Annotated in this window: 18 protein-coding genes; 4 read left to right on the forward strand and 14 right to left on the reverse strand. The window is 27.1% G+C overall.

The annotated features are described in order from the left end of the window. Window positions 1-44 precede the first annotated feature (44 nt). Window positions 45-2,042, reverse strand: coding sequence for a 1,4-alpha-glucan branching protein GlgB (gene glgB, locus AC2JAQ_RS10130; protein ID WP_488456351.1), 1,998 nt, complete (start codon window positions 2,040-2,042; stop codon window positions 45-47). A 112-nt stretch (window positions 2,043-2,154) separates the two neighbouring features. Beyond that, window positions 2,155-2,838, reverse strand: coding sequence for a hypothetical protein (locus AC2JAQ_RS10135; protein ID WP_488456352.1), 684 nt, complete (start codon window positions 2,836-2,838; stop codon window positions 2,155-2,157). Window positions 2,839-3,035: 197 nt separating this feature from the next. Between AC2JAQ_RS10135 and AC2JAQ_RS10140 the strand changes: the two genes are divergently transcribed. The 3 genes from AC2JAQ_RS10140 to AC2JAQ_RS10150 all read left to right on the forward strand — a co-directional run bounded on the left by AC2JAQ_RS10140 (window position 3,036) and on the right by AC2JAQ_RS10150 (window position 5,406). Next, entirely contained in the window at window positions 3,036-3,785 is a 750-nt protein-coding gene (locus AC2JAQ_RS10140; protein ID WP_488456353.1) for a threonine/serine exporter family protein, read from the forward strand. 368 nt (window positions 3,786-4,153) lie between these two features. Continuing rightward, the gene (locus AC2JAQ_RS10145) at window positions 4,154-4,924 is read left to right on the forward strand and encodes a threonine/serine exporter family protein (protein ID WP_488456354.1); all 771 of its coding nucleotides are present in this window, start codon (window positions 4,154-4,156) and stop codon (window positions 4,922-4,924) included. Further along, window positions 4,921-5,406, forward strand: coding sequence for a threonine/serine exporter family protein (locus AC2JAQ_RS10150; RefSeq protein ID WP_488456355.1), 486 nt, complete (start codon window positions 4,921-4,923; stop codon window positions 5,404-5,406). Before AC2JAQ_RS10145 ends, AC2JAQ_RS10150 begins: the two co-directional genes overlap by 4 nt. 91 nt (window positions 5,407-5,497) lie before the next feature. On the opposite strand, the gene AC2JAQ_RS10155 is transcribed toward AC2JAQ_RS10150, so the two are convergent. The 5 genes from AC2JAQ_RS10155 to AC2JAQ_RS10175 form a co-directional block, all read right to left on the reverse strand. Further along, on the reverse strand, window positions 5,498-6,265 hold the full coding sequence (locus AC2JAQ_RS10155; protein ID WP_488456356.1) for a hypothetical protein: 768 nt from the start codon (window positions 6,263-6,265) through the stop codon (window positions 5,498-5,500). A gap of 371 nt (window positions 6,266-6,636) precedes the next feature. Further along, entirely contained in the window at window positions 6,637-8,346 is a 1,710-nt protein-coding gene (locus AC2JAQ_RS10160; RefSeq protein WP_488456357.1) for a phosphatidylglycerol lysyltransferase domain-containing protein, read from the reverse strand. A gap of 178 nt (window positions 8,347-8,524) precedes the next feature. Beyond that, window positions 8,525-8,848: a thioredoxin family protein gene (locus AC2JAQ_RS10165; protein WP_488456358.1), complete on the reverse strand. Its 324-nt coding sequence runs from the start codon at window positions 8,846-8,848 to the stop codon at window positions 8,525-8,527. A gap of 93 nt (window positions 8,849-8,941) precedes the next feature. Further along, complete coding sequence (locus tag AC2JAQ_RS10170; protein ID WP_488456359.1) at window positions 8,942-9,877, reverse strand: acetylxylan esterase; 936 nt, start codon at window positions 9,875-9,877, stop codon at window positions 8,942-8,944. Window positions 9,878-10,155: 278 nt separating this feature from the next. After that, window positions 10,156-13,455, reverse strand: coding sequence for a M14 family metallopeptidase (locus AC2JAQ_RS10175; protein WP_488456360.1), 3,300 nt, complete (start codon window positions 13,453-13,455; stop codon window positions 10,156-10,158). A 426-nt stretch (window positions 13,456-13,881) separates the two neighbouring features. Here AC2JAQ_RS10175 and AC2JAQ_RS10180 point away from each other — a divergent pair, with 426 nt between their 5' ends. Beyond that, complete coding sequence (locus AC2JAQ_RS10180; RefSeq protein ID WP_488456361.1) at window positions 13,882-14,745, forward strand: ComEC/Rec2 family competence protein; 864 nt, start codon at window positions 13,882-13,884, stop codon at window positions 14,743-14,745. Window positions 14,746-14,790: 45 nt separating this feature from the next. On the opposite strand, the gene AC2JAQ_RS10185 is transcribed toward AC2JAQ_RS10180, so the two are convergent. The 7 genes from AC2JAQ_RS10185 to AC2JAQ_RS10215 all read right to left on the reverse strand — a co-directional run bounded on the left by AC2JAQ_RS10185 (window position 14,791) and on the right by AC2JAQ_RS10215 (window position 20,780). Continuing rightward, entirely contained in the window at window positions 14,791-15,219 is a 429-nt protein-coding gene (locus AC2JAQ_RS10185) for a DUF3783 domain-containing protein (protein WP_488456362.1), read from the reverse strand. Between the two features lie 214 nt (window positions 15,220-15,433). After that, window positions 15,434-17,137 carry an MFS transporter gene (locus AC2JAQ_RS10190; RefSeq protein ID WP_488456363.1) on the reverse strand — a complete coding sequence of 568 codons (1,704 nt, stop codon included), beginning with the start codon at window positions 17,135-17,137 and terminating at the stop codon, window positions 15,434-15,436. Window positions 17,138-17,404: 267 nt separating this feature from the next. Then, a complete protein-coding gene (locus AC2JAQ_RS10195) occupies window positions 17,405-18,211 on the reverse strand; it encodes a RelA/SpoT domain-containing protein (protein WP_488456364.1) in 807 nt (268 codons plus the stop codon). Between the two features lie 43 nt (window positions 18,212-18,254). Further along, window positions 18,255-18,563 (reverse strand): DUF6483 family protein, encoded by a 309-nt coding sequence (locus AC2JAQ_RS10200; RefSeq protein ID WP_488456365.1) that lies wholly within the window; start codon window positions 18,561-18,563, stop codon window positions 18,255-18,257. 16 nt (window positions 18,564-18,579) lie between these two features. Beyond that, entirely contained in the window at window positions 18,580-19,023 is a 444-nt protein-coding gene (msrB, locus tag AC2JAQ_RS10205; protein ID WP_488456366.1) for a peptide-methionine (R)-S-oxide reductase MsrB, read from the reverse strand. A gap of 35 nt (window positions 19,024-19,058) precedes the next feature. Next, window positions 19,059-19,709 (reverse strand): alpha/beta hydrolase family protein, encoded by a 651-nt coding sequence (locus AC2JAQ_RS10210; RefSeq protein WP_488456367.1) that lies wholly within the window; start codon window positions 19,707-19,709, stop codon window positions 19,059-19,061. Window positions 19,710-19,820: 111 nt separating this feature from the next. Next, a complete protein-coding gene (locus tag AC2JAQ_RS10215) occupies window positions 19,821-20,780 on the reverse strand; it encodes a siderophore ABC transporter substrate-binding protein (RefSeq protein ID WP_488456368.1) in 960 nt (319 codons plus the stop codon). Between the last annotated feature and the right edge of the window lie 159 nt (window positions 20,781-20,939).

A 20,939-nucleotide genomic window follows, 5' to 3' on the forward strand; every position in this document is an offset into this window, starting at 1 on the left:
AAATAATATTATGTCAATAGATTTATAGTAGCTTTTCCTGCTTTTTATTTTAATTTTAAGACTAAAGTTCCTAATGGTGGTACTTTAACCTTTATTGAATAATCAAAATCCTTAAATTTTTCTTCCTTAGCTTTTATGATAGTACTTCCCATAATATTACCTGCACCACCAAATTCTGAAGCATCTGAATTTAAAACTTCTATATATTCTCCTAATTCAGGTACTCCTACCTTAAAATCATAATAAACCTCTGGAGTAAAATTACATATAAATATTAATTTTTCATTTTTATTTTTTCCATTTCTTATGAATGAAAATACACTCTGTTCTGAATTATCAGCATCAATCCACCTAAAACCCTTTTCTTCATAATCAAGTTCCCATAAAGATTTATTTTCTAAATAAAAATGATTTAAAATTTTAAAGTATTCTTGAGTTTTTCTGTGTATATCAAATTCTTCAATAACATTCCATTGAAGCTCCTCCCATTCTCTCCATTCAACAAACTGGCCAAATTCACATCCCATAAACATTAACTTCTTACCCGGATGTCCAATCATAAATAAAGAGTACAATCTTAAGCCTGCATACTTTTTCCAATCATCTCCCCACATTTTATTTATAAGAGATTTTTTCCCATGAACAACTTCATCATGAGATATTGGTAATATAAACTTTTCTGAATAATTGTACATCATAGAAAAATTCATCTTATTGTGATGATATTTTCTATATATAGGATCAAGTTCTATATAGCTTAAAGTGTCATTCATCCATCCCATATTCCACTTATAATTAAAACCTAATCCACCTTCTTCAACGGGCTTAGTTATTCCTTCCCATGAAGTTGATTCTTCAGCTATTGTAATAGCTCCTTTTCCTTCTGATTTTATTATTGTATTTAATTCCTTTAAGAAGGATATAGCTTCAAGATTTCCATTTCCACCATAAATATTTTCCTCCCATTCACCATATCCTCTTCCATAATCTAAATAAAGCATATTTGAAACTGCATCTACTCTTAAACCATCTATATGAAATTCATTTATCCAGTACATAGCATTGGAAAATAAAAATGACTTAACTTCTGGTCTCCCTAAATCAAAATTACAAGTTCCCCAGCCTTCATTGTTTGCCTTCCACCAGGCTTGATATTCATAAGTCGGCGAACCATCAAACATAAATAACCCATGTTCATCCTTACAAAAGTGACTAGGTACCCAGTCTAGTAGAACCCCTATATTATTTTTATGTAGTGTATTTATAAGTATTTTTAAACCATTTAAATCACCATACCTACTTGTTACTGAATAATATCCAACACCTTGATAGCCCCATGAAGCATCTAAAGGATGTTCATTTATTGGCATGAATTCAACATGAGTATATCCCATTTCCTTTATATAACTTGGCAAGACTTCACTTATTTCTTCATAGGTCATAAATTCTCCATCTTTTGTTTTCCAAGAACCTAAATGAAGCTCATATATATTCATAGGTCTATTATCTAAGTTTTCTTTTTCTCTCTTGTTAAGCCATCTTTTATCTCCCCATCTAAAATTCTTTATTTTAGTTAATACGGAAGCTGTATCTGGTCTTAATTCTGATTTAAAAGCATATGGATCTGCTTTATAAACTGTATTGTTTCCACACTCATTAATTACTGCGAACTTATATTTAATCCCTTCTTCTAATTTAGGTACAAATAAACTCCATATTCCTCTCTCATTTATCTTTTTCATGGAATACTCTTCTTTAATTTCCCAATTAGAAAAATCACCTATAATATACATCTTACTTGCTCTAGGAGCCCATGTAGTGAATCTTACACCTTTTCTTCTATTTTCTGTGACAAAATGTGCTCCCATAAAATTATATGCAGAATGTTCTTTTCCATTTAAAAACAAATCTAAATCCATTAAAGCATCCTTATTCTTGTCATTTCTACTTTTTTTATCCTCTTTCTCCCTTTTCTCGGTAACGTTACCATTATTCTTTACCGCAAGTTTTTTACAATTTTTCTTTTTCTCTTTAACTACCATAGTAATCCCCTCATCCTAAAAGATATTGTAATTTCTTATAAATATAATATTTTATCTCTATTATACCATTTTATACATTAAGTTACAATTAATCATATTATTCCTTAAAATTCTATTTTATACTTATAACTAATTCTCTATCTTTAATATCAAACTTTCCATCATTACTAAATATAACTTTACTTTGTACTATGCCTATAATATCAACTAATACTATTCCTATAATATTTTGACGTATTAATAGATCATATTTATCCTCTTCTATTTCTTTAATTACATAATAATTATTAATATCTGATACTTCTGCATTTACCTGTGTTTTTACATTCCCTTTATCATCATATATAAGATTTAAATATGACTTTTCTTTGTAAGAAATGTCTAAAAGGTATTTTTCTTGTTCACTAAAAAAAATTTCTATTTTATAATTAGGTAAGTACTTTATACTAGCTTTATTCCTATTGCTTATTTCCCACTGATTAGTTAGTTCTCGTATTTCTCCATTATAATAATCGTATAATAGTAAAATAGCTATTCCTCCTGATCCCGGAAACCTCCCTTGAACTAATATACTATCTCTTCCATTTCCTAAAAAATCTCCTAAAAATAATTGCATATAATACCCACCATAAGGTATTTTTTTTACTATACTTCCCACATTTCCTTCTAAATAAACATTTAATTCTAATTCATCTGCAAATTGACCTTTTTCTACTGGATATTTTCCCTTAAGTATAACTCTATCATTTGAAAACTTACTTTTTATATTACCTGTTTTAGCATCCAAAATAGCCATAAAAATCCTCCAATAAAAAATTACCCATATAGTATATTCATACTCTTAAGTATCTGTTAATTAATAAAATTAATATGAATAAATTTATAAAATTACTCATTTCACATAAATTCACAATATTTTAACTTAATATACATCTTAAAACAATATTTTACTATTAATCTTATATTGGCATTTACATACTTATAGGAGGAAATATGGATTTTAATAGAATTATAAATTTATCCACAGATATTGGAACCTTAATGCTTGAAAATGGAGCTGAAACTTATAGAGTTGAGGAAACCATGAGTAGAATCTGCTTAGCCTATGGAATAAATAAGGTTGATGTATTTGTAATACCTACAAATATAATAATAACAATAAAAATTGATGATGATGCTATTTCAAGAACTAAAAGAGTTAAAAATAGAACTATTAATTTAGATAAAATTTCAAAGCTTAATAATCTTTCAAGAGATATAGCTTTTAATAATGTATCTATTGAGGCTGCAGAAATTACTTTAAATGAAATAACTTCTGAAAATGAATATTCTCTTAAAGTAAAAATGCTAGGATTTTTAATCACAGCCTCTTCCTTCACTTTACTCTTTGGAGGGAATGTAAAAGATGCCCTAGCTTCAGGATTTATTGGAATAATATTATGTCTTCTTTCATACTTTTTAAATATTTTAAGGACAAATAATTTTTTCATAAATATATTGTCAGGTGCTTTAGCCTCATTACTAGCCCTTTTCTCCATAAAATTAAATCTAGCTAATAACTTAAATGAAATAATAATAGGTTCATTAATGCCTTTAGTGCCTGGACTTGCCATAACTAATTCCCTTCGTGACATAATAGCTGGAGATTTAGTTGCTGGAAGTGCTAAGTTTATTGAAGCATTCTTAATAGCTGTAGGCATAGCCATTGGAAGCTCTGGAATTTTATCTATATTAATAAATTAGTATGGAGTTATGTCTCTATGAATTTATTTTTAGACCCACTTTATGTATTCTTTAGTGCATTAGGATTTAGAATAATATTTAATATAAAAGGAAATATACATACCACCTTATGCTTAGGGTGCAATAATTAAACTAGTATTGATTTTTATATATAACTGTAAGAGCATCTTAATAAGCAATTAGAGTTTCGAGACAATCTAAAAAGTTCTAAATTATAAATATAAATTCATTAGACACTTTTCATTGAAAATCATGTTGTTTTTTCATTTTTTTTAATTTAAAGCCTTTATAATAAGGTATAATAGAAATGAAATATTGAAATAATCTAATAATTTCATATTAATCTTATATGCTTATTGGAGGTACCTATGGATTTTAACAGAATTATCAATTTTTCAACTGAACTTGGTACATTAATGCTTGAAAATGGAGCTGAAACATATAGAGTTGAAGAAACCATGAACAGAATCTGTTTAGCTTATGGAATAGAAAAAGTTGATGTTTTTGTAATTCCTACAAACATAATAATAACAATAAAAGTTGGTGAAAGTGCCATTTCAAGGACTAGTAGAGTAACAAGTAGAAGTACTAATTTAGATAAAATACATAAATTAAATAATCTTTCAAGAGAAGTAGCCTTTAACAAAGTTTCTATTGAAGATGCTGAAAATAAACTAATTAATATAGCTAATGAAAAAGAGTATTCTCTTAAAATAAAGATATTAGGCTATTTAATTACAGCTTCTTCATTTACTCTGCTCTTTGGAGGAAACATAAAAGATGCTCTTGCCTCTGGTTTTATAGGAATAGTACTTTGCATTCTTTCATATTTTTTAAATATTTTAAAGACAAACAATTTTTTTATTAATATAATATCTGGAGCTTTAGCATCATTATTAGCCTTTCTTGCAGTAAAATTAAATATTGCTCCTAATCTAAATGAAATAATAATAGGTTCTTTAATGCCTTTAGTCCCTGGACTTGCTATAACTAACTCACTTCGTGATATCATAGATGGAGAATTAGTTGCTGGAAGTGCAAAATTTATTGAAGCATTTTTAATAGCTGTCGGAATTGCTATTGGAAGCGCTAGTATTTTATCTATATTAATAAATCAATATGGAGGTATGACTCTATGAACCTAATAATCAACTCAATTTATGCTTTTTTCAGTGCTTTAGGTTTTGGGATAATCTTTAATATAAAAGGTAAGAATTTAATTTTTTCTTCTCTATGTGGTGGTTTAGGATGGTTTGTTTATCTTTTTTCTTCAAAATTTATAAGCACAAATGAAAATTTTAATTATTTTTTAGCAGCTGTTTTTATATCTCTATTCTCTGAGATTTCAGCTAGAGTATTAAAAGTTCCTGTATTAGTATTCTTAGTATGTGGGATAATTCCTTTAGTTCCTGGAGGAGGTATGTTTTATACAATGCTAGAAACTTTAAAAGGAAATACAGATAAAGCTTTATCTCTTGGTTGCAATACATTAATGTTAGCTGGTTCTTTAGCCACTGGAATTGTTTTAATTTCATCATTTACTAAGCTATTCTTTTCTATAAAAAGACTTATTCAGAATAAAGTTAATCAAAATAATAACTATTTAAATAAAAACATTTAATTTACTTAAATATTCTTATACTTTTAATCAATAACCTATATAAAAAGACTAAATCTAAGTTGATATTAAATCTTAGATTTAGTCTTTTTCACTATCTTAAATAATCATTTTCAGATGAATCCCATGAAACAAAATAATAAACATCCATTAAGTTATCAAATTCACCTTTAACAAAATCCATTATTTTACTTCTCGAATTACTATTGTGTTTTTTATCGTAGTCTTTTCTTATAGTTAAACCATATTTTTCTCCACTATCTGTATATCTTATTATATCCTCTACATAGTCTGATTCGTTTTCATAAATTCTAGAGTTATTATCCTTAATTAGGTATAGTTTATAACCCTTATCTTCTAAAGCCATAAGGATATTTTTAAAGTTTTCTTTAAGCTCATAATTTTTTCTTATTTTATTCACAAGATTTCTTTGTTCTATAGTACTGTATTTATCTAAATATAAAGCTGTATTCCAAGAATTAGCATCTATTCCTAATTGAATTTGAGGAATATAATTAAATACCATATCATCTTCTATTCTATTTCCATCAATATCATGAAAAAGATTTAGCATTTTTATAAGCTTTCTAATATCAGCCCTATTTTTTCCGTAAGATAAATATATTCTATCAACATATTCATCGTTAACTCTCTTTAATGGCCAAGTTATGCTTGTTATATATTGCTTTTCCCAATGAGAACTTAATCCTCTAGAATTCATAAATTCTAAAAGTCCAGCATTATTTAATTCTCTTAACTTATCAGCTGTAACTCGTCTTCCTTCTAATATAAATTTATCTCTACTTCTTGATTTGTCTATATCAAAAGCTCTAAAATCACTTTCTAAAAAAAAGTTTCCCATATTTATACCCTCCTTAATAAAACATCTTAAAGTTTATTTTATTAAATATTTATTCTTATTATACACCTCTTAAAAATCACTTTAAAATATTTTCATTTGATAAATATTAACCTAAAACCTTAGATTTTTCATATCTATTTAAAAACTTATTGTTTATTCTGTATAAAAAAAAATATTCCTCTTATTTTTTTAAAAAACTTCAATATATATCTTTTTTAATTTACTACTGATTTTCAACTAGCTTTTTATTGCTGCTATATAATTTACAAATAATAAATAAAGTTTGCATACTGTATAATATAAAAAGAGTCAAAGATAATAAAAATTATCTCTGACTCTTTTTTCTTAAATTATAGAAAACTATCTTTAAATTACTTTTTTTCTATTCTTTCTTTTGAATTAGCTATTAATGAGCATAGGTTAATAAACACTTCTGGTAAAGACATAAATTTAGGATATGCTAAATATCTCGGTTGCCAAACAGGTGAAAACTTTGATTTATATCTTCTAAGGCCATCAAAGCTATAAAATATATTTCCGCTATTATAAACTAATCTTGCTAGCTTTTCTTGTAAATGTGAGTGCATATTAAAACCTACATTAGACAATGGTGCTTCTCCTAAACTAAAATATTTATATCTTTTTTCTTTAAAAGTTATGAATAAATTAAGCATTAAATAATCCATAGAGGCATTAGGAGCATCTTTATCTATTCTCATTAGATCTATTGCTATAGTCCTTCCTCCATCATTAGCATCCATTAATGTTACAAAACCCATAATCTTATTTTCTTCCTCATTCTTTAAAATGGCTATAGGTGATCTTTGTATATAGTCTTCACTAAACCACCCTAAAGAAAATCCCTTTTCCTTTCTACTTCCTAACCATTTATCAGATATTTCTTTTAATTGATCTATTACTTCTTTATTAAAAGGTGGTTCTATAATCTGAAAACTATAGCCTTCTCTTTCAACTCTTCTTAAAGTATTTCTAAATGCACTTTTTTTAGAACCAACTAAATTAAATTCCTCTAAATTTACTACTGCTTCTTCTCCTAATTTAAAGAAATAATACCCCGCATCATGATACGTAGAGAAGTTTCTTTCCTCTATTTCATAAAAAACAACATCATATCCATATAAATCTGTAAATTCCTGAAACTCTTCTATACTACTATATAAATTTTCTCTAGTAGCTATAGGGTCTCCTAAAACTATTATTTTATCCTTATATTTGCTATACATTATTAAGGACTTACCTTCATTAGCCCAAAATACTTTTTTGTCTTTTAAATAAACTAAATGAGAAAATATAGTTCCATAATCTATTTCACTATAAAACTTTGATATTTTATCTAAATCTGCATCAACATATCTCTCATCATTTTCTATTTTAGGCATAGTCAAATACCATATTATAACGAATATTATGAATGCTACATAAGTATATAAAGCTATTCTTAAATAACCTCTAGTACTTTGGAAAAAGTCTACATAATATCTATAGTTTCTACTAAAATGTATATTAAATTTATGTATAAAGTTCGCAAATATAATTATTATAAATGAAAAAATAATTAATATTGTGCTTAATTTAGTTATTTTAATTGGAATACTTTCTCTATAAAAGCTTTTCTTCGATAATCTTAATAGGATTATAACTCCTAAAATAAACATCCCCTCTGCATAATCTAAATCTTTTATAAATGCAAAGACTCCTCCAATTATAAGTAATGTTAGTGTAACATAATAAGCTCTTTTAACTTTAAAGAAAACTTCCTTTGAAGTCATTATCAACATCAATCCAATTAAAACTGAAGCTCTATGTGAAAATCTTAAGAATGATAAACTATATATAGTATCTAAAAATTTTATTTTATAAAATATTGTAGGATAAACTCCTGAAATTATTAAAAGAATACCACTTAAAAATACTAAAGCGGATACTATTATATTTGATATATCACTTAGTATTTTATAATTCTTTAGTAATTTCTTTATATTTTCATAATTCTTTTTATCTCTTAAAAACCTAATGGCATTTTTTACATGATTATAACTCTTTTTTAGTGAATCCCACATACTATCTCCTTTCTTTTAAAAATATATTAACTTATTGTCAAATTATTCATATTTAACTTGTATATAGTATATAAAATTTTACTTTATAAAGCAAATTACTCTTCATACACTTACTTATAAAAATAAAAGTAGGGCCTAAAATTAATATTCCCTACTTTCTAAATATATTTACTTATTTCTATTGATAAAGTCTAAAATATCTATCTATAACCTTTTCCAGTTCAACAACACTTATATACTTAGCTTCCCTTAAAACCTCTTTGCCATCTATATAAAGTATAATTGCTGGAAACATAAAAATACTTAATTGTGCCACTATATCTAAGCTTTTATCAGCCTCAACTTCAGCCATTTTTGCGTTTCCATATTTTTTTATTAATTCTTCAATTTTAGGTTTTAAAACTCCACAAGCACAACAGGTATTAGTACTTAAATACGCTAATCTTATTCCTTTTTCTTCACAAAATCCTTTAAAATCCTTCTCATTATCAATAATCCTCATAATTTCATCTTCTTTCTTATGTATAAAGGGATGAATTTAACTAAAATTCATCCCTTTAAATATAATTATATCAGTAATAAAATAATATTCAATTTAAACATTTATGGCCCATTTATATATTCTATCATTTAATTTTGGAAAATAAGACTCATGTCCATAATCAGGGTATACAACTAATTCTTTTTCACAAAGTATATTGTTATATGCTGCAAACTGAGTTGATGGAGGACATATATCATCCATTAAACCTATTGCCATATTTACCTTTCCTTTTATTCTATGAACCATATTTTTTATATCAATATATCCCAAAGTGTTAAAGACATACTCCTCATTTTCATGATTTGGATCTATAAATTTAAAATATCTTTTTAACTCATCATAAACTTCTCCACCTAAATCCATAAACCACACTCTTTTATAATCACATAAAAATGGATAATATGCATAAACACTTTTAATTCTATTTTCTAAAGCTGCACAGGCTAAAGATAATGCTCCTCCTTGAGAACCTCCTGTAGTAATAACCCTCTCTTCATCTACACATTCCATATTCATTATAATTCTAGCAAGAACCACAGTATCTAAGAATATATTTTTAAATAACAATTTTTCTCTTCCTTCAACTAATCCTCTTACTATGTGTCCTTTATCCTCTGATAAACCTGATTGTTCCCTACAATCCATAGCTACTACACACATTCCACTCGCTACATAATGAAGTTTATTACTCCAATCAGTATTTCTTCCCTGATAACCATGAAATTCTAGTAATGCTGGTATTTTTCCTTTAACCCCTCTAGGCTTCATAAATTTAGCATATATCTTAGCTCCACCTATACTATTAAAGTACAAATCATAACATTCAGCTATAGGACTTTGAAAATCAGCCTTTTTCATTTCAATCTTAACATCTAAGTTATCCAATTCTTTTAACTGTTCATCCCAAAATTCATCAAAATCCTTAGGTAAAGGACTAAGTCCTTTATACTCATAAAGCTTTTCTAAAGACATATCTAACATAGGCATAATAATATTCCCCCTACAATCATATAAACCTATAATATAAAAAAATAATTATTTTCCCCTATAAATAACTATTTTACATCTAAACTTTTAATTATTCTGTTTAAACGTTTAACTTACATTTAAATTTTACCATTAAATTATATTTTTTTCAAATATTACATAATAAACTCTATTTTCTATATTACAATAAATACTTCTTCTCTTAAAATTACAAAAAAATATTAGTTAGGAATAGAATTTCCTAACTAACATAAAATAAAAACCTAATTTTAATCTACCTATTCTTCTCTTTTTTTAGAAAATTTTAAGAAACATCCTCCAAGAGTTGATATAAACCCTAAAAATATTATACTCTCTCTACCAAGTTCTACTCCTGTTTGTGGCAAAGAATTATTTTTATCCTCCTCTTTGTCCTCATCCTCAATACTGTCGTCATTTCCACCATTATTTTCATCATCATTTAAATTATCGTCATCTTCATCATCTGAATCATTCCCTGGTATATTTATTTTAAATGAAATCTTAATTTGATTTTTATTTCCAACCCCATCTTCAGCCTCTACACTTAAAATATATTCTCCGGATTTCTCTATAGGTTTTCCATCCCATTCTTCTCCATTTAATTCTATATAAAGTTTAGCACCTTCTTCTGCTGTAACTATTGGAGTTACAGGCTTGTCATAAGTCTTTCTATCTTCAACACCTTCTATTTTTATTTCTGGAGGTGTTATGTCCTTATTTTCATCATAAGTTGAAGCGTATATTGTATTAGAAATTAATCTATATTTATGCTGAGGATGCGCTTTGTTCATTAAATTATCAGCAAATAAAGTTACGTTTTTCCCATTTACCTCTTCTGTAAAAGCCATTATCTTTCCCTTTGCCTTTTCATTGTTAGGCCACCATCCAGCAATAAAGAAGTCCTCTTCATCACTTATTTTACCAAGCACTTTAGCATCCTCTGAAACACTTGATATCCAAGCACCATTAGCTGTATATATTAATTCTTCCTCATCATATCTAGATGTTATTACACTATCTAAGTTATAAATTCCTTTTACCAATCCTTCATGATATCCATACGGGTCTGTTGTATCATAATCAAATTCTGGTATTATATTACTACTTTTAACAGCATCCAAGGACCACATTCCTATTCCTAAATAATCCTTATCTTTATTTAGATAATCTAAAGTAGCATTTCCATAATCATCTACTATTATAGTCGCATCATCAACAGAAACTAATTCAAATCCAAGCTCCTTTAAAATCCATGTACTTTCAGCTGATCCTATATTAGCAACCTTAGGTTTCTCTAAAGTCTCACTCTTAATTTCCTCATTAGCTTTTTCCACTTCTAAATAATATTCATTGCATAATTTTTTAAGGTCATTAACTTCGACTAAAAAATCTCCCTTAGAAAAATCATCTCCTGAATTTAAAATAACTTCTACTTCTTCTCCATTTTCAAGAAGTTTATTTATAGCCTTTATAGTATCTGTACTTATATTCTCTAAAACAACCTCATCCCCATCTTCAAAAATAGTTATAGGTTTTTTCACATCTTTTACATTAGTATATTTGTTTTTAAAAGCATCAGCTTGTCTAATTTCATATTCATCAAATCCTCTAAGCGCTGGGAAATTAACAACTATTTCTGCATACATTTCATCAAAATCTGAAACATCATATCCATCATATAAAAGCATATTAGCTAATCCTCTCTTAGCTTGATACATGTCCACAATATAACTTCCCTTTGGATATTTTATTCCATTAATTTCAACATCCTCAGTGGTCACTCCAACTTTAACTCCATTTCTTAAAAGATGTTCAACCATGTTATAAACTTCTAATACATTTTTTTGTAACCCATCATCTACTGGTAAAACATAATACTCTGGGAAGAAGTTTTCATTTTCTCCTCTTGGCCTTCCAACTGATTCTCCTGCTTGATTAACAAGATATTTGTCCACTGTTTCCTTTGCATCTATTCCCTTAATACCACGATCAAGATATTCTAACTGATTTAAAAATAATTCATCTTTATTGTTTTGGATATAATTCATTAAACCCAAAAGTCCATAAACTAAAGCATTAACACTCTCTTGATTTAATTCTGGTATTTCTATTGTATGTCCTAAAGAACCATGATGCATTGCAAAAACTGGTGTATATGATGGACCGCCATCATCCCATCCTGTTTCATAGTCCTCATAGGGAATTAAATAACTATCATATTTACTATTAGCAATTCCACTTTTACCAAATACATTGGCTTGTTCTAACATTTTATCTACTAATAAATCATACTCATAATTTGGATCATGAGGTGGAGTACAAGGTTCTATTAAAAATCCTGATACAAAGCCATGTAATTCTAAAAAGCTTATAGGATTCCACTTAGCAATTTCTTCTACAACTATTCTAGTTTCTTTTTGTGTTTGATACCCATTATCTCTATTTAAATCAAATCCATTTGCATTCTGTCTTTTATTATAGTATCTTCCATCTGGGTTTTCTGTTAAATTCATAAGAATTATAACATCCTCTAAAAGCTTATCAACATTTAATGTTTCTTCCTTAGTTCCACCTTGAAGATTTTTATCATCAATTGCCACATTATAAGTTATATTTTCCTCTGTGGTTAGTTTTTTTAAGGTTTCTATCTGAGCATCAACTCCTGGAGTTTCATCTGCATGAATATTATTTATAAATATTGGAACCTTATATTCCTCTAAACTTCCATCTTTTATCATATTTTGAAGTTTCTCAGGATTATCATTCATAAGTGGTACAATTTCATTTAAATACTTATCAACTGAAGCTTTATCCTTTGCCATAATAACAAAGTGCATATCTCTTCCTTCTACAGATTGTCCCAAAACTTCATATTCTAAATATATATCTTTTCTAGCATTTTTAAATATTTCATCTACCGCTGGCTTTAATTCATCATATTTTTTATAGCTATCATACACATTTAACTTCATTGAAGTTTTTTTACTCTCATCTGAAACTGAATCCTTAATTTCAAGCTCATAATCTCCTATTAACTTTGGAAATTCTCTTCTATATTTTGAAGCATCTTCTGTTCCATATAATAAATTAAACTTTAAAGTAGCTTTAAGCTTATTTCCTTCAACTACTGGTTCTTCAAGAAATTCTATATAATTTTCACCTGTATAAGTTCCATCTTCTATATTCCAAATTTTCCACTCCTCAAACTCTTTGCCCCCAAGAGTCCATACTAAATTCTCAACTTGAATGTTATTTTTAAACTCAACCTCTACTTCAATCTCTCTCTCATCAGTCATGGATATTAAGTTATTACTTAAGATTATCCCCTCAGCAATGTTTTTATTTTCCTCTTCCTCTACTAGAAGTTCTTTTTCCTCATTTTTATTTAAAATTTCATTAGAATCATAATCCCCATTATTACTTCTAATTTCTTCTGAAATGACTACATTTTTTCCTTCCAAAACTTCTTCTGCTGAAACACTAACCATGAAATTATTTAGTAAAAGACTAAAAGATATTGCCCCTGCTAAAATAGTCTTCAACTTATTATTTTTCATTTTTTTGCCCCCTTTATTTATTGCTTATTGCTTTTATAAAATTTATTATATTGTATATTTATTCACTTATCAAGAAAATTTTGTATAAATATAACATAAACTTTTTATATCATTTAAAATAAAATATCATATTGATTGTATTTAATAGAACATTTAAAATTTCATATCACTAAATAATGAATAATTATTCACTAGATACTGTATATTTATATATGATGAACATTATATATAAATATACAGTAAAATGTGCTTTTCAAATCAATCATCTTCTTCAGAAAATTCCAAATTCAGTAAAAATAATTTTAATTTTATTAAAAAATTTACTCTTAATATAAATAATGTACATCTATTAAAATACATATTAAATTATAATTCTTATTGATGATTTTCTTTCTCATCAATATATAAAATTAAGGAGATTAGTACATGGATAAAAAGAAAAAAATAATCAGCTCAATTATTGGAATTATAATTGTTCTTATTGGTGGATATTTTGGAATAGATTTAACACAAAACTCTAAGTCACCTGATGATGAAAAGCTTATGATTTCATACATGGATGTTGGACAAGGGGATGCAGCTTACATAAATGTAAATGGAAATGATATTTTAATAGACGCTGGCCCAAGAAGCAATTCTAAAGAACTTCTTGAACAATTAAAAGCTAAGAATATTGATGACTTTGAACTAGTTATTGCAACTCATCCACATGAAGATCATATAGGAGGAATGGTTGACGTATTTAAAGAATATAAAGTTAAAAGCTTTTATTCTCCTAAAGTTACACATACAACTAAAACATATGAAAATCTTGTTAAAGCAGTAAAAGATGAAGGATTAAAAATAAATGAACTAAAAGGTGGCATGGTTATAGACTTAGGAAATGAAGCTAATTTTGAAGTATTTACTCCTCAAAACTCAAATTATGAAGAACTTAATGACTATTCACCTATAATGAAATTAAACTTTGATAAAACATCTTATTTATTTACTGGTGATGCAGAAAAAATTGCTGAAAATGAAGCTCTAACTAAATATAAAGCTTCTCTTGATTCTGATGTGATTAAATTTGGTCATCATGGTTCAAGTAGTTCATCAAGCCCTGCCTTCATTGAAGCTGTTTCTCCAAAGTATGGAATAATCAGCTGTGCTAAAGATAATAAATATGGACATCCTCATAGAGAAACTTTAGATATAATCAAAAAGTATAATATAAAAACTTTTAGAACTGATACAGATGGCGAAATAATATTAACTTCAGACGGAAAGAATATAGCATTTAATAAGTAAAAAAAGACACTAGATAATATCTAGTGTCTTTTAATTTCTTATAATTTAAGCTTCCTCATGAGTAGTCATATCACCTGATTTTAAAGCTCTTCTTTCAGCTATTAAATTTTTAACTAAAACATCAATAGTCCAATTAATAGATGTTTCTGTGACCATTGCAACTAATGGTCTTTGTATTCCTACCTTTTTTAAGTTTTCTAAAAATATATGAACTTTTCCAGGAGCTATGGCATTAAATATTATTGCTCTTTCTTTAACTCCTTCACCTTCTATTTTTTCAATTTTGTCTTCTAATATATTCTTTATAGTTTCTTCTCCATTTTTAGAATTTAAAACTATTTGATCTTTTATCCCCATTATTCTAGAAAAGTTTTGTATCTTTTTTAATTCCTTATTTCCGAAGTTATATAAGATAACACAACTTCTTCCTTCTTGTTCGCTTCTATCTGAAATATCTATTTTCTCAAATGACATAATTAAATCTCCTTTAATAAAAAATTATAATTATTAATTAATATCGATTATACCACAAACAAACTAATACTCCTATAATTTAAGAATTATTTTTCTATCTCTTTTCTTTAAAATATAATTTATACTAAAAAATATAATTTATACTAACAAAAAAGGTTTAGCAAATTGCTAAACCTTTTTAAATATATTCTATAATTAATAATAATACTTTTTATTAACTAGTTTTTTCCTTAGTTTGTAATTTTTCATTTTTCATAGTTATTAATTTATTATTTAACATAAGTGTTAATATTAGTCCTACTAAAGCAATAATAGCACATGTTAAGAATAATTTAGTATATCCTGTATTCATCACTTGTTGGAATGTAGTTTCTATAGCGTTTTTAGCTCCGTCTAATCTTTGCATATATGATTTTTGAATCATATCTATATTTATATGAGGATTATTAGCAAACTTATCGCCTAATGATACAAATTGTGATTGAACTATTTTCTTTATAAGAGTAAATATATTAGTAACACTAGCATTCCCCATTGAGTTTGCAAAATTTGAAGAAGCACCTCCATTTGAAGCCATAAAGTTTGACATACCATCTACATGTGGCATAACTTTTTGTAAGGCGTCTGGTACTCTTCTACCAGCATCTGATATAAAGTTAATAAGTATATTTGGTGATACTGCAATACCTATAGATTTAACTAATGATACCGCTGATTGTCCAACTGTAGCTTCATTATCAGGTACTAAACTAAGCATTAAGTAATTTATTGGTGTTCCCATAGAAAATCCTAAACCAAATCCCATAATAGCTAGTCCTATTACTAAGTTAACCATACCTGGATATTTAGTAGTTATATATCCTTGATAAAGGTTTCCTATTATAACTAAAACCATACCTATTATTAAGACTTTTTTAACCCCTATTTTATCAATAAACTTACCGCCTAAAGGCGCTGCTATACCTACAAATATTGCAAATATTGTAACTATATATCCACCACTGCCTATTGGTGTTCTTAATATATTTTCACTAAATTGAGGAATGAATACTGTTGCCATTAATCCACATCCTACAACGAAACTTAATATTAAAGTTATTGCTATTTCCTTATTAGTAAAATAGGATAAGTTTATTACTGGATCTTCTGCCTTTTTTTCTACTGCTACTAATATTGGAATTGATATTACAAATATTAAAAGATATGGCCAAACATCTAATGATTTTATTGAATTCATAAAATCGTAGAATTTTAAGTTTGTAGCCCCATACATTAAAGATAAAATTAATACAGTTAATACTCCTGAACCTAATATATCTAACTTCTTAACTTCTTTTGCAGAAGTATTTTCTTCTAATTTAGTTGCCATAAGTAATATTATTATACTTATTGGAACATTTACTAAGAATAAAAATCCCCAGTTTTTATCACCAAAAATAGAAAGTATTCCTGAACCTAAAGTTGGTCCAATTACTGTTGCGATTCCATATATTCCACCAATCATTCCTAAAGCTGAACCTCTTTTTTCAACTGGGAATGATGTTCCTATATAAGCTGTAGCTATTGGCATTATTCCACCACCACCTATAGCTTCTATTACTCTTGCAAATAATAAGAATGCATAACTATTTACATAATCTGATACTCCACATAATAAAGAACCTAGTCCAAATAAAGTTATTGAGACCATGTACACTTTTTTTCTTCCAAACTTATCAGAAAGTTTTCCCATGATAGGCATTGATACTGCATATGCTAAGGTATATATTGTTATAACCCATACACTAGCATCCTGAGAAACTTTTAATCCATCAGCTATTATATCTCTTGCTGGTGAAACAATCCCAGAATCAATAGCCCCCATGAATATTCCTAATAAAAAGACGGCCATGGTAATTCCAACTGATTTTTTTTTCATCATTGTCACCCTTTCTTAAATTTTAACTCGTTCTAATTATGCATTTTATTAATATTATTACTTTAAATATTATTAATAAAAAACATAGTGAACTTGTTCATCTTACTCCTCAAAGCCTATAAAATCAAAGGGTATATTCTCTCAAATTCTTCTAAAATTCTTAAAAATTCATCATTTTCCTTAACTTTATTAACAATTAGTTAATATTTTGTTCACATATATTTTTTAAATAAAGCTACCTTGATTTTTCATCAAGATAGCTCTCAATTATTTTAACTGCTTAATTTGTTCCTTTAATTTTCTTATTTCCTCATCTTTTTCTTTTAGTTTACTTTCATAGTAAGCATCTTTATCATCTAGATTATTATTTAGCATATTTATTAATGAGGCCATTTCATCTGCACTTCCTACAATTCTATTAAAAAGTAAAAGATTAGATTTTAGTATTTCTGGAATTTCATTATGAGAATATCTAAGCCTATGGTCTATTTCTCCATATCCTTCCTCAAAAATAGTTCTTACTTGAATCTCTGCAATAACCTTTTGATTCGTTGGATAACACTCCACAAGATAGTGAACAGATCTATATCCTGATTGTCTTGATATAACTTCAATGCCTAAGTTATCAAATATAGTTCTATCATCTCCATCTCTTACATTAGCTGTTATCTCAATTACATTCCAAGTCCTTATTATAAAATCATGTATTGCTTTCCATTGATCCTTAAATATATGTAATACTCTTATTCCGATTAAGTCTGTTATTTCATTCTTATAATTATCAACATTAAAATAAAAATGTTCACCATATTTTTCTTTTCTGTCTTCTGTTTTTCGCACTATCTTTTCTATTAGTCTCTCTGGATTTTTTATTCTTGATTTGACAGAATGAACATTTTCATTTGAACGCAGTATGTTTGCTATAAAATCAGCTTGATTATAGTATGATCCCTCATACTTTACAAAATCATTATATATATTTTTTAAATCTTCAAACTTAATATTATTTTTTTCTATCTCCTCCTCTACATGAGGATATTTTTGAAGAAAAACTTCTTTATTTAAACTTCTCATAATTATCTCCCCTTGGTTTGGTTTATTATTATATATAAATAGATTATAAACTCTTGTTTTCTATTAATTTTTTCAAATCTTTTAAACCTAAATCAATTTCTTCTTTAGAGAAATTATATTTTTCAAGCTCTTCTTCACTTTTCTTATATAATAAGTTATACATTTTCTCTCCTATTTCATATACTTCCATAGAAGGATTTTTTTCAGCCTCTCTAAAAAGCATATCTTCTGCTTCATCAATTTTCCCTTTAGATATTAAGCCTCTTAAAGTTATCCAAAATATATCATCTTTTGAATAAGTATCAGCTAAAAGAAAATCATTTTCTCCATCTTTATTTAATAAAAATCCCATTTTAACACCTACTTTTCTATTTAAATATCTCTAAATATTCTTCATATCCTTTTTCTTTTAGTTCTTCCTTCGGAATAAAATTTAGTGAAGCTGAGTTTATACAATATCTTAACCCACCTAATTCTTCTGGTCCATCACAAAATACATGTCCTAGATGTGAATCACCTAATTTACTTCTAACTTCAGTTCTAATCATTCCATGACTTTTATCTACCTTCTCCTTTATTATACTTCTATTTATTGGTTTTGAAAAAGCAGGCCATCCACAAGATGAGAAAAATTTATCCTTTGAAGTAAATAGTGGTTCTCCAGTAGTTATATCCACATATATTCCTTCTCTATCAAAATCCCAATACTCATTAGTAAAAGGTCTTTCAGTACCATTCTCTTGAGTAACATAATACTCTTCCTCTGTTAAAAGTTTCTTTAATTCTTCTTTTTCCTTCTTTGTATATTTCAAAATAATCACTCCATTTAAAAATTTAATTTCATTACTTAAATTTTTTCAAGATAACTTTTTATAGTTTCAATTGTTAGCTCTAAGGCTTCAATACTTTTTAATACATTTCCCTTTATACATAGAGAATGTCCTGCATCCTCTATTTCAAGAATAGTATAATCTTCAGATTCTCTTATTTTTTCCAAATTATCTGAAGATATTAAAGCATCTTTTGTTCCTGTTATTATTAAACTTCCTTTGTTTAACTCCCTTTTTAAAGTCTCATTTATAGGAGTTAAATAAATATTTCTTACATCTATATTATGAACCTTTTTAATTTCCTCACCTATTTTATTCTGTAATACCGTTCCTAAACTTTTTCCTATGATAACTATATTTTTATATTTCTCTCTTTTAAATTCTAAAGCACTAAGAATAACATCTAAACTCTCAAGAAATAATTCTCTAATGTCATTTTCATCATGTCTATCAAAAGTTTCTCTACTAACTTGAAAACCATATTCTATCCCTAAGCAGTCAAATTTTAAATCTAATGCTAATTGCTTAGAATAATCCAAAAGGGCCTTATCTAAGGTGTATCCAAGACCAGGTAGGATTATAACTAAGTTTTCGCTATCATTACAAATCAATTTATTGTTAGTCCTACATTTCCACATGGATTGTTTCTCTATATTAAAATTCTTCATTTTACGCACCTTCTTTTTAAACTCTATTATATAATTATATATGAAATTTTTTCAAGAAAGAAAAATGATGTTTTATTAAGTAAAACCTTAATAAAACATCACTCTCTTCTATTAAATGTCCTTTATTGAATTTTCTATTTCTGTTAACATTACATCTGTTGATTGTAACCCTGGCCCACCTAAATACCAAGCCTTCGTGTCTAAATAAACTATTTTCCCATTCTTATATGCATCTGTTCTTTGTACTAATTCATTTTCAATTATACCCTTAGCAGGCTCTTGCTTACTACTTGCCACTACTCCCTTATCTATTACAAATAAATATCCTGGATTAGTATTTACTATATATTCATTTGAAACTGTTTGTCCATGATTTTCAGTTGTTATATTTTCATCAGCTTCTTTAAAGCCAAACTCTTTGTGAATCATACTAAATCTTGAATCTTTACCAAAAGCACTTATTTCGCCATCATAAACCATTGTAATTAAAGCTTTCTCATCCATGTTAGAAGTTTTTGCATTTATATTTTCTATTCTAGTGTTTATATCTTTTATTTTATTTTCCACAAAATCTTCCATACCAAAAACTGCGCCTAATGTCTTTGCATTATTTTCTAATGACTCAAAATGATTATTACCATTTCCACCCAAAAATAATGTAGGTGCTATTTTAGATAACTCATCATATTGTTTTTCTTGTCTTCCTTCTATTATTATAAGATCTGGTTTTAATTCATTTATAGTTTCCATATTAAACTCTTTTAAAGAACCTAAGTCTTTATAATTATCGCCCTTATACTCATCTAAGTATTCTGGCAAACTACCTTTAGGTAAACCTACAACTGTGCTTTCCTTATCCATTTCGTCAATTATGTCTAATGATGAATAATCTAAAACAACTACTTTTTCTGGATTTTTAGGTACTTCAATTTCCCCTTTTCTATCTGATACCTTAACCATTTCTTTTGCAGCCAATGCTGTATTTTTGTTCTTTTCTCCTCCAAAAAGAGCAAATCCTCCTGCCACTAAGGCTATACTTATCCCTACTATAGCTAAAACTTTTTTATTCATATATATATCCTCCTAAATCTTTTTATTAAGATTATGTTTTAAACTAGTGTTGATTTCTAGATAGAACTGTAAGACCATCTTAATGAGCAGTTAGTATTGCATTATATACGTAAGAATAATAGCGTTAAGAAGCTTTTTCTGTTTGAGCGTAGTTAAAAA

Source organism: Clostridium sp. LIBA-8553, from assembly GCF_057782465.1.

Bases quoted from the DNA above. Each gene is read 5' to 3' on its own strand.
- glgB (WP_488456351.1), bottom strand. From the start codon at position 2,042: ATGGTAGTTAAAGAGAAAAAGAAAAATTGTAAAAAACTTGCGGTAAAG.
- AC2JAQ_RS10135 (WP_488456352.1), bottom strand. From the start codon at position 2,838: ATGGCTATTTTGGATGCTAAAACAGGTAATATAAAAAGTAAGTTTTCA.
- AC2JAQ_RS10140 (WP_488456353.1), top strand. From the start codon at position 3,036: ATGGATTTTAATAGAATTATAAATTTATCCACAGATATTGGAACCTTA.
- AC2JAQ_RS10145 (WP_488456354.1), top strand. From the start codon at position 4,154: ATGGATTTTAACAGAATTATCAATTTTTCAACTGAACTTGGTACATTA.
- AC2JAQ_RS10150 (WP_488456355.1), top strand. From the start codon at position 4,921: ATGAACCTAATAATCAACTCAATTTATGCTTTTTTCAGTGCTTTAGGT.
- AC2JAQ_RS10155 (WP_488456356.1), bottom strand. From the start codon at position 6,265: ATGGGAAACTTTTTTTTAGAAAGTGATTTTAGAGCTTTTGATATAGAC.
- AC2JAQ_RS10160 (WP_488456357.1), bottom strand. From the start codon at position 8,346: ATGTGGGATTCACTAAAAAAGAGTTATAATCATGTAAAAAATGCCATT.
- AC2JAQ_RS10165 (WP_488456358.1), bottom strand. From the start codon at position 8,848: ATGAGGATTATTGATAATGAGAAGGATTTTAAAGGATTTTGTGAAGAA.
- AC2JAQ_RS10170 (WP_488456359.1), bottom strand. From the start codon at position 9,877: ATGCCTATGTTAGATATGTCTTTAGAAAAGCTTTATGAGTATAAAGGA.
- AC2JAQ_RS10175 (WP_488456360.1), bottom strand. From the start codon at position 13,455: ATGAAAAATAATAAGTTGAAGACTATTTTAGCAGGGGCAATATCTTTT.
- AC2JAQ_RS10180 (WP_488456361.1), top strand. From the start codon at position 13,882: ATGGATAAAAAGAAAAAAATAATCAGCTCAATTATTGGAATTATAATT.
- AC2JAQ_RS10185 (WP_488456362.1), bottom strand. From the start codon at position 15,219: ATGTCATTTGAGAAAATAGATATTTCAGATAGAAGCGAACAAGAAGGA.
- AC2JAQ_RS10190 (WP_488456363.1), bottom strand. From the start codon at position 17,137: ATGAAAAAAAAATCAGTTGGAATTACCATGGCCGTCTTTTTATTAGGA.
- AC2JAQ_RS10195 (WP_488456364.1), bottom strand. From the start codon at position 18,211: ATGAGAAGTTTAAATAAAGAAGTTTTTCTTCAAAAATATCCTCATGTA.
- AC2JAQ_RS10200 (WP_488456365.1), bottom strand. From the start codon at position 18,563: ATGGGATTTTTATTAAATAAAGATGGAGAAAATGATTTTCTTTTAGCT.
- AC2JAQ_RS10210 (WP_488456367.1), bottom strand. From the start codon at position 19,709: ATGAAGAATTTTAATATAGAGAAACAATCCATGTGGAAATGTAGGACT.
- AC2JAQ_RS10215 (WP_488456368.1), bottom strand. From the start codon at position 20,780: ATGAATAAAAAAGTTTTAGCTATAGTAGGGATAAGTATAGCCTTAGTG.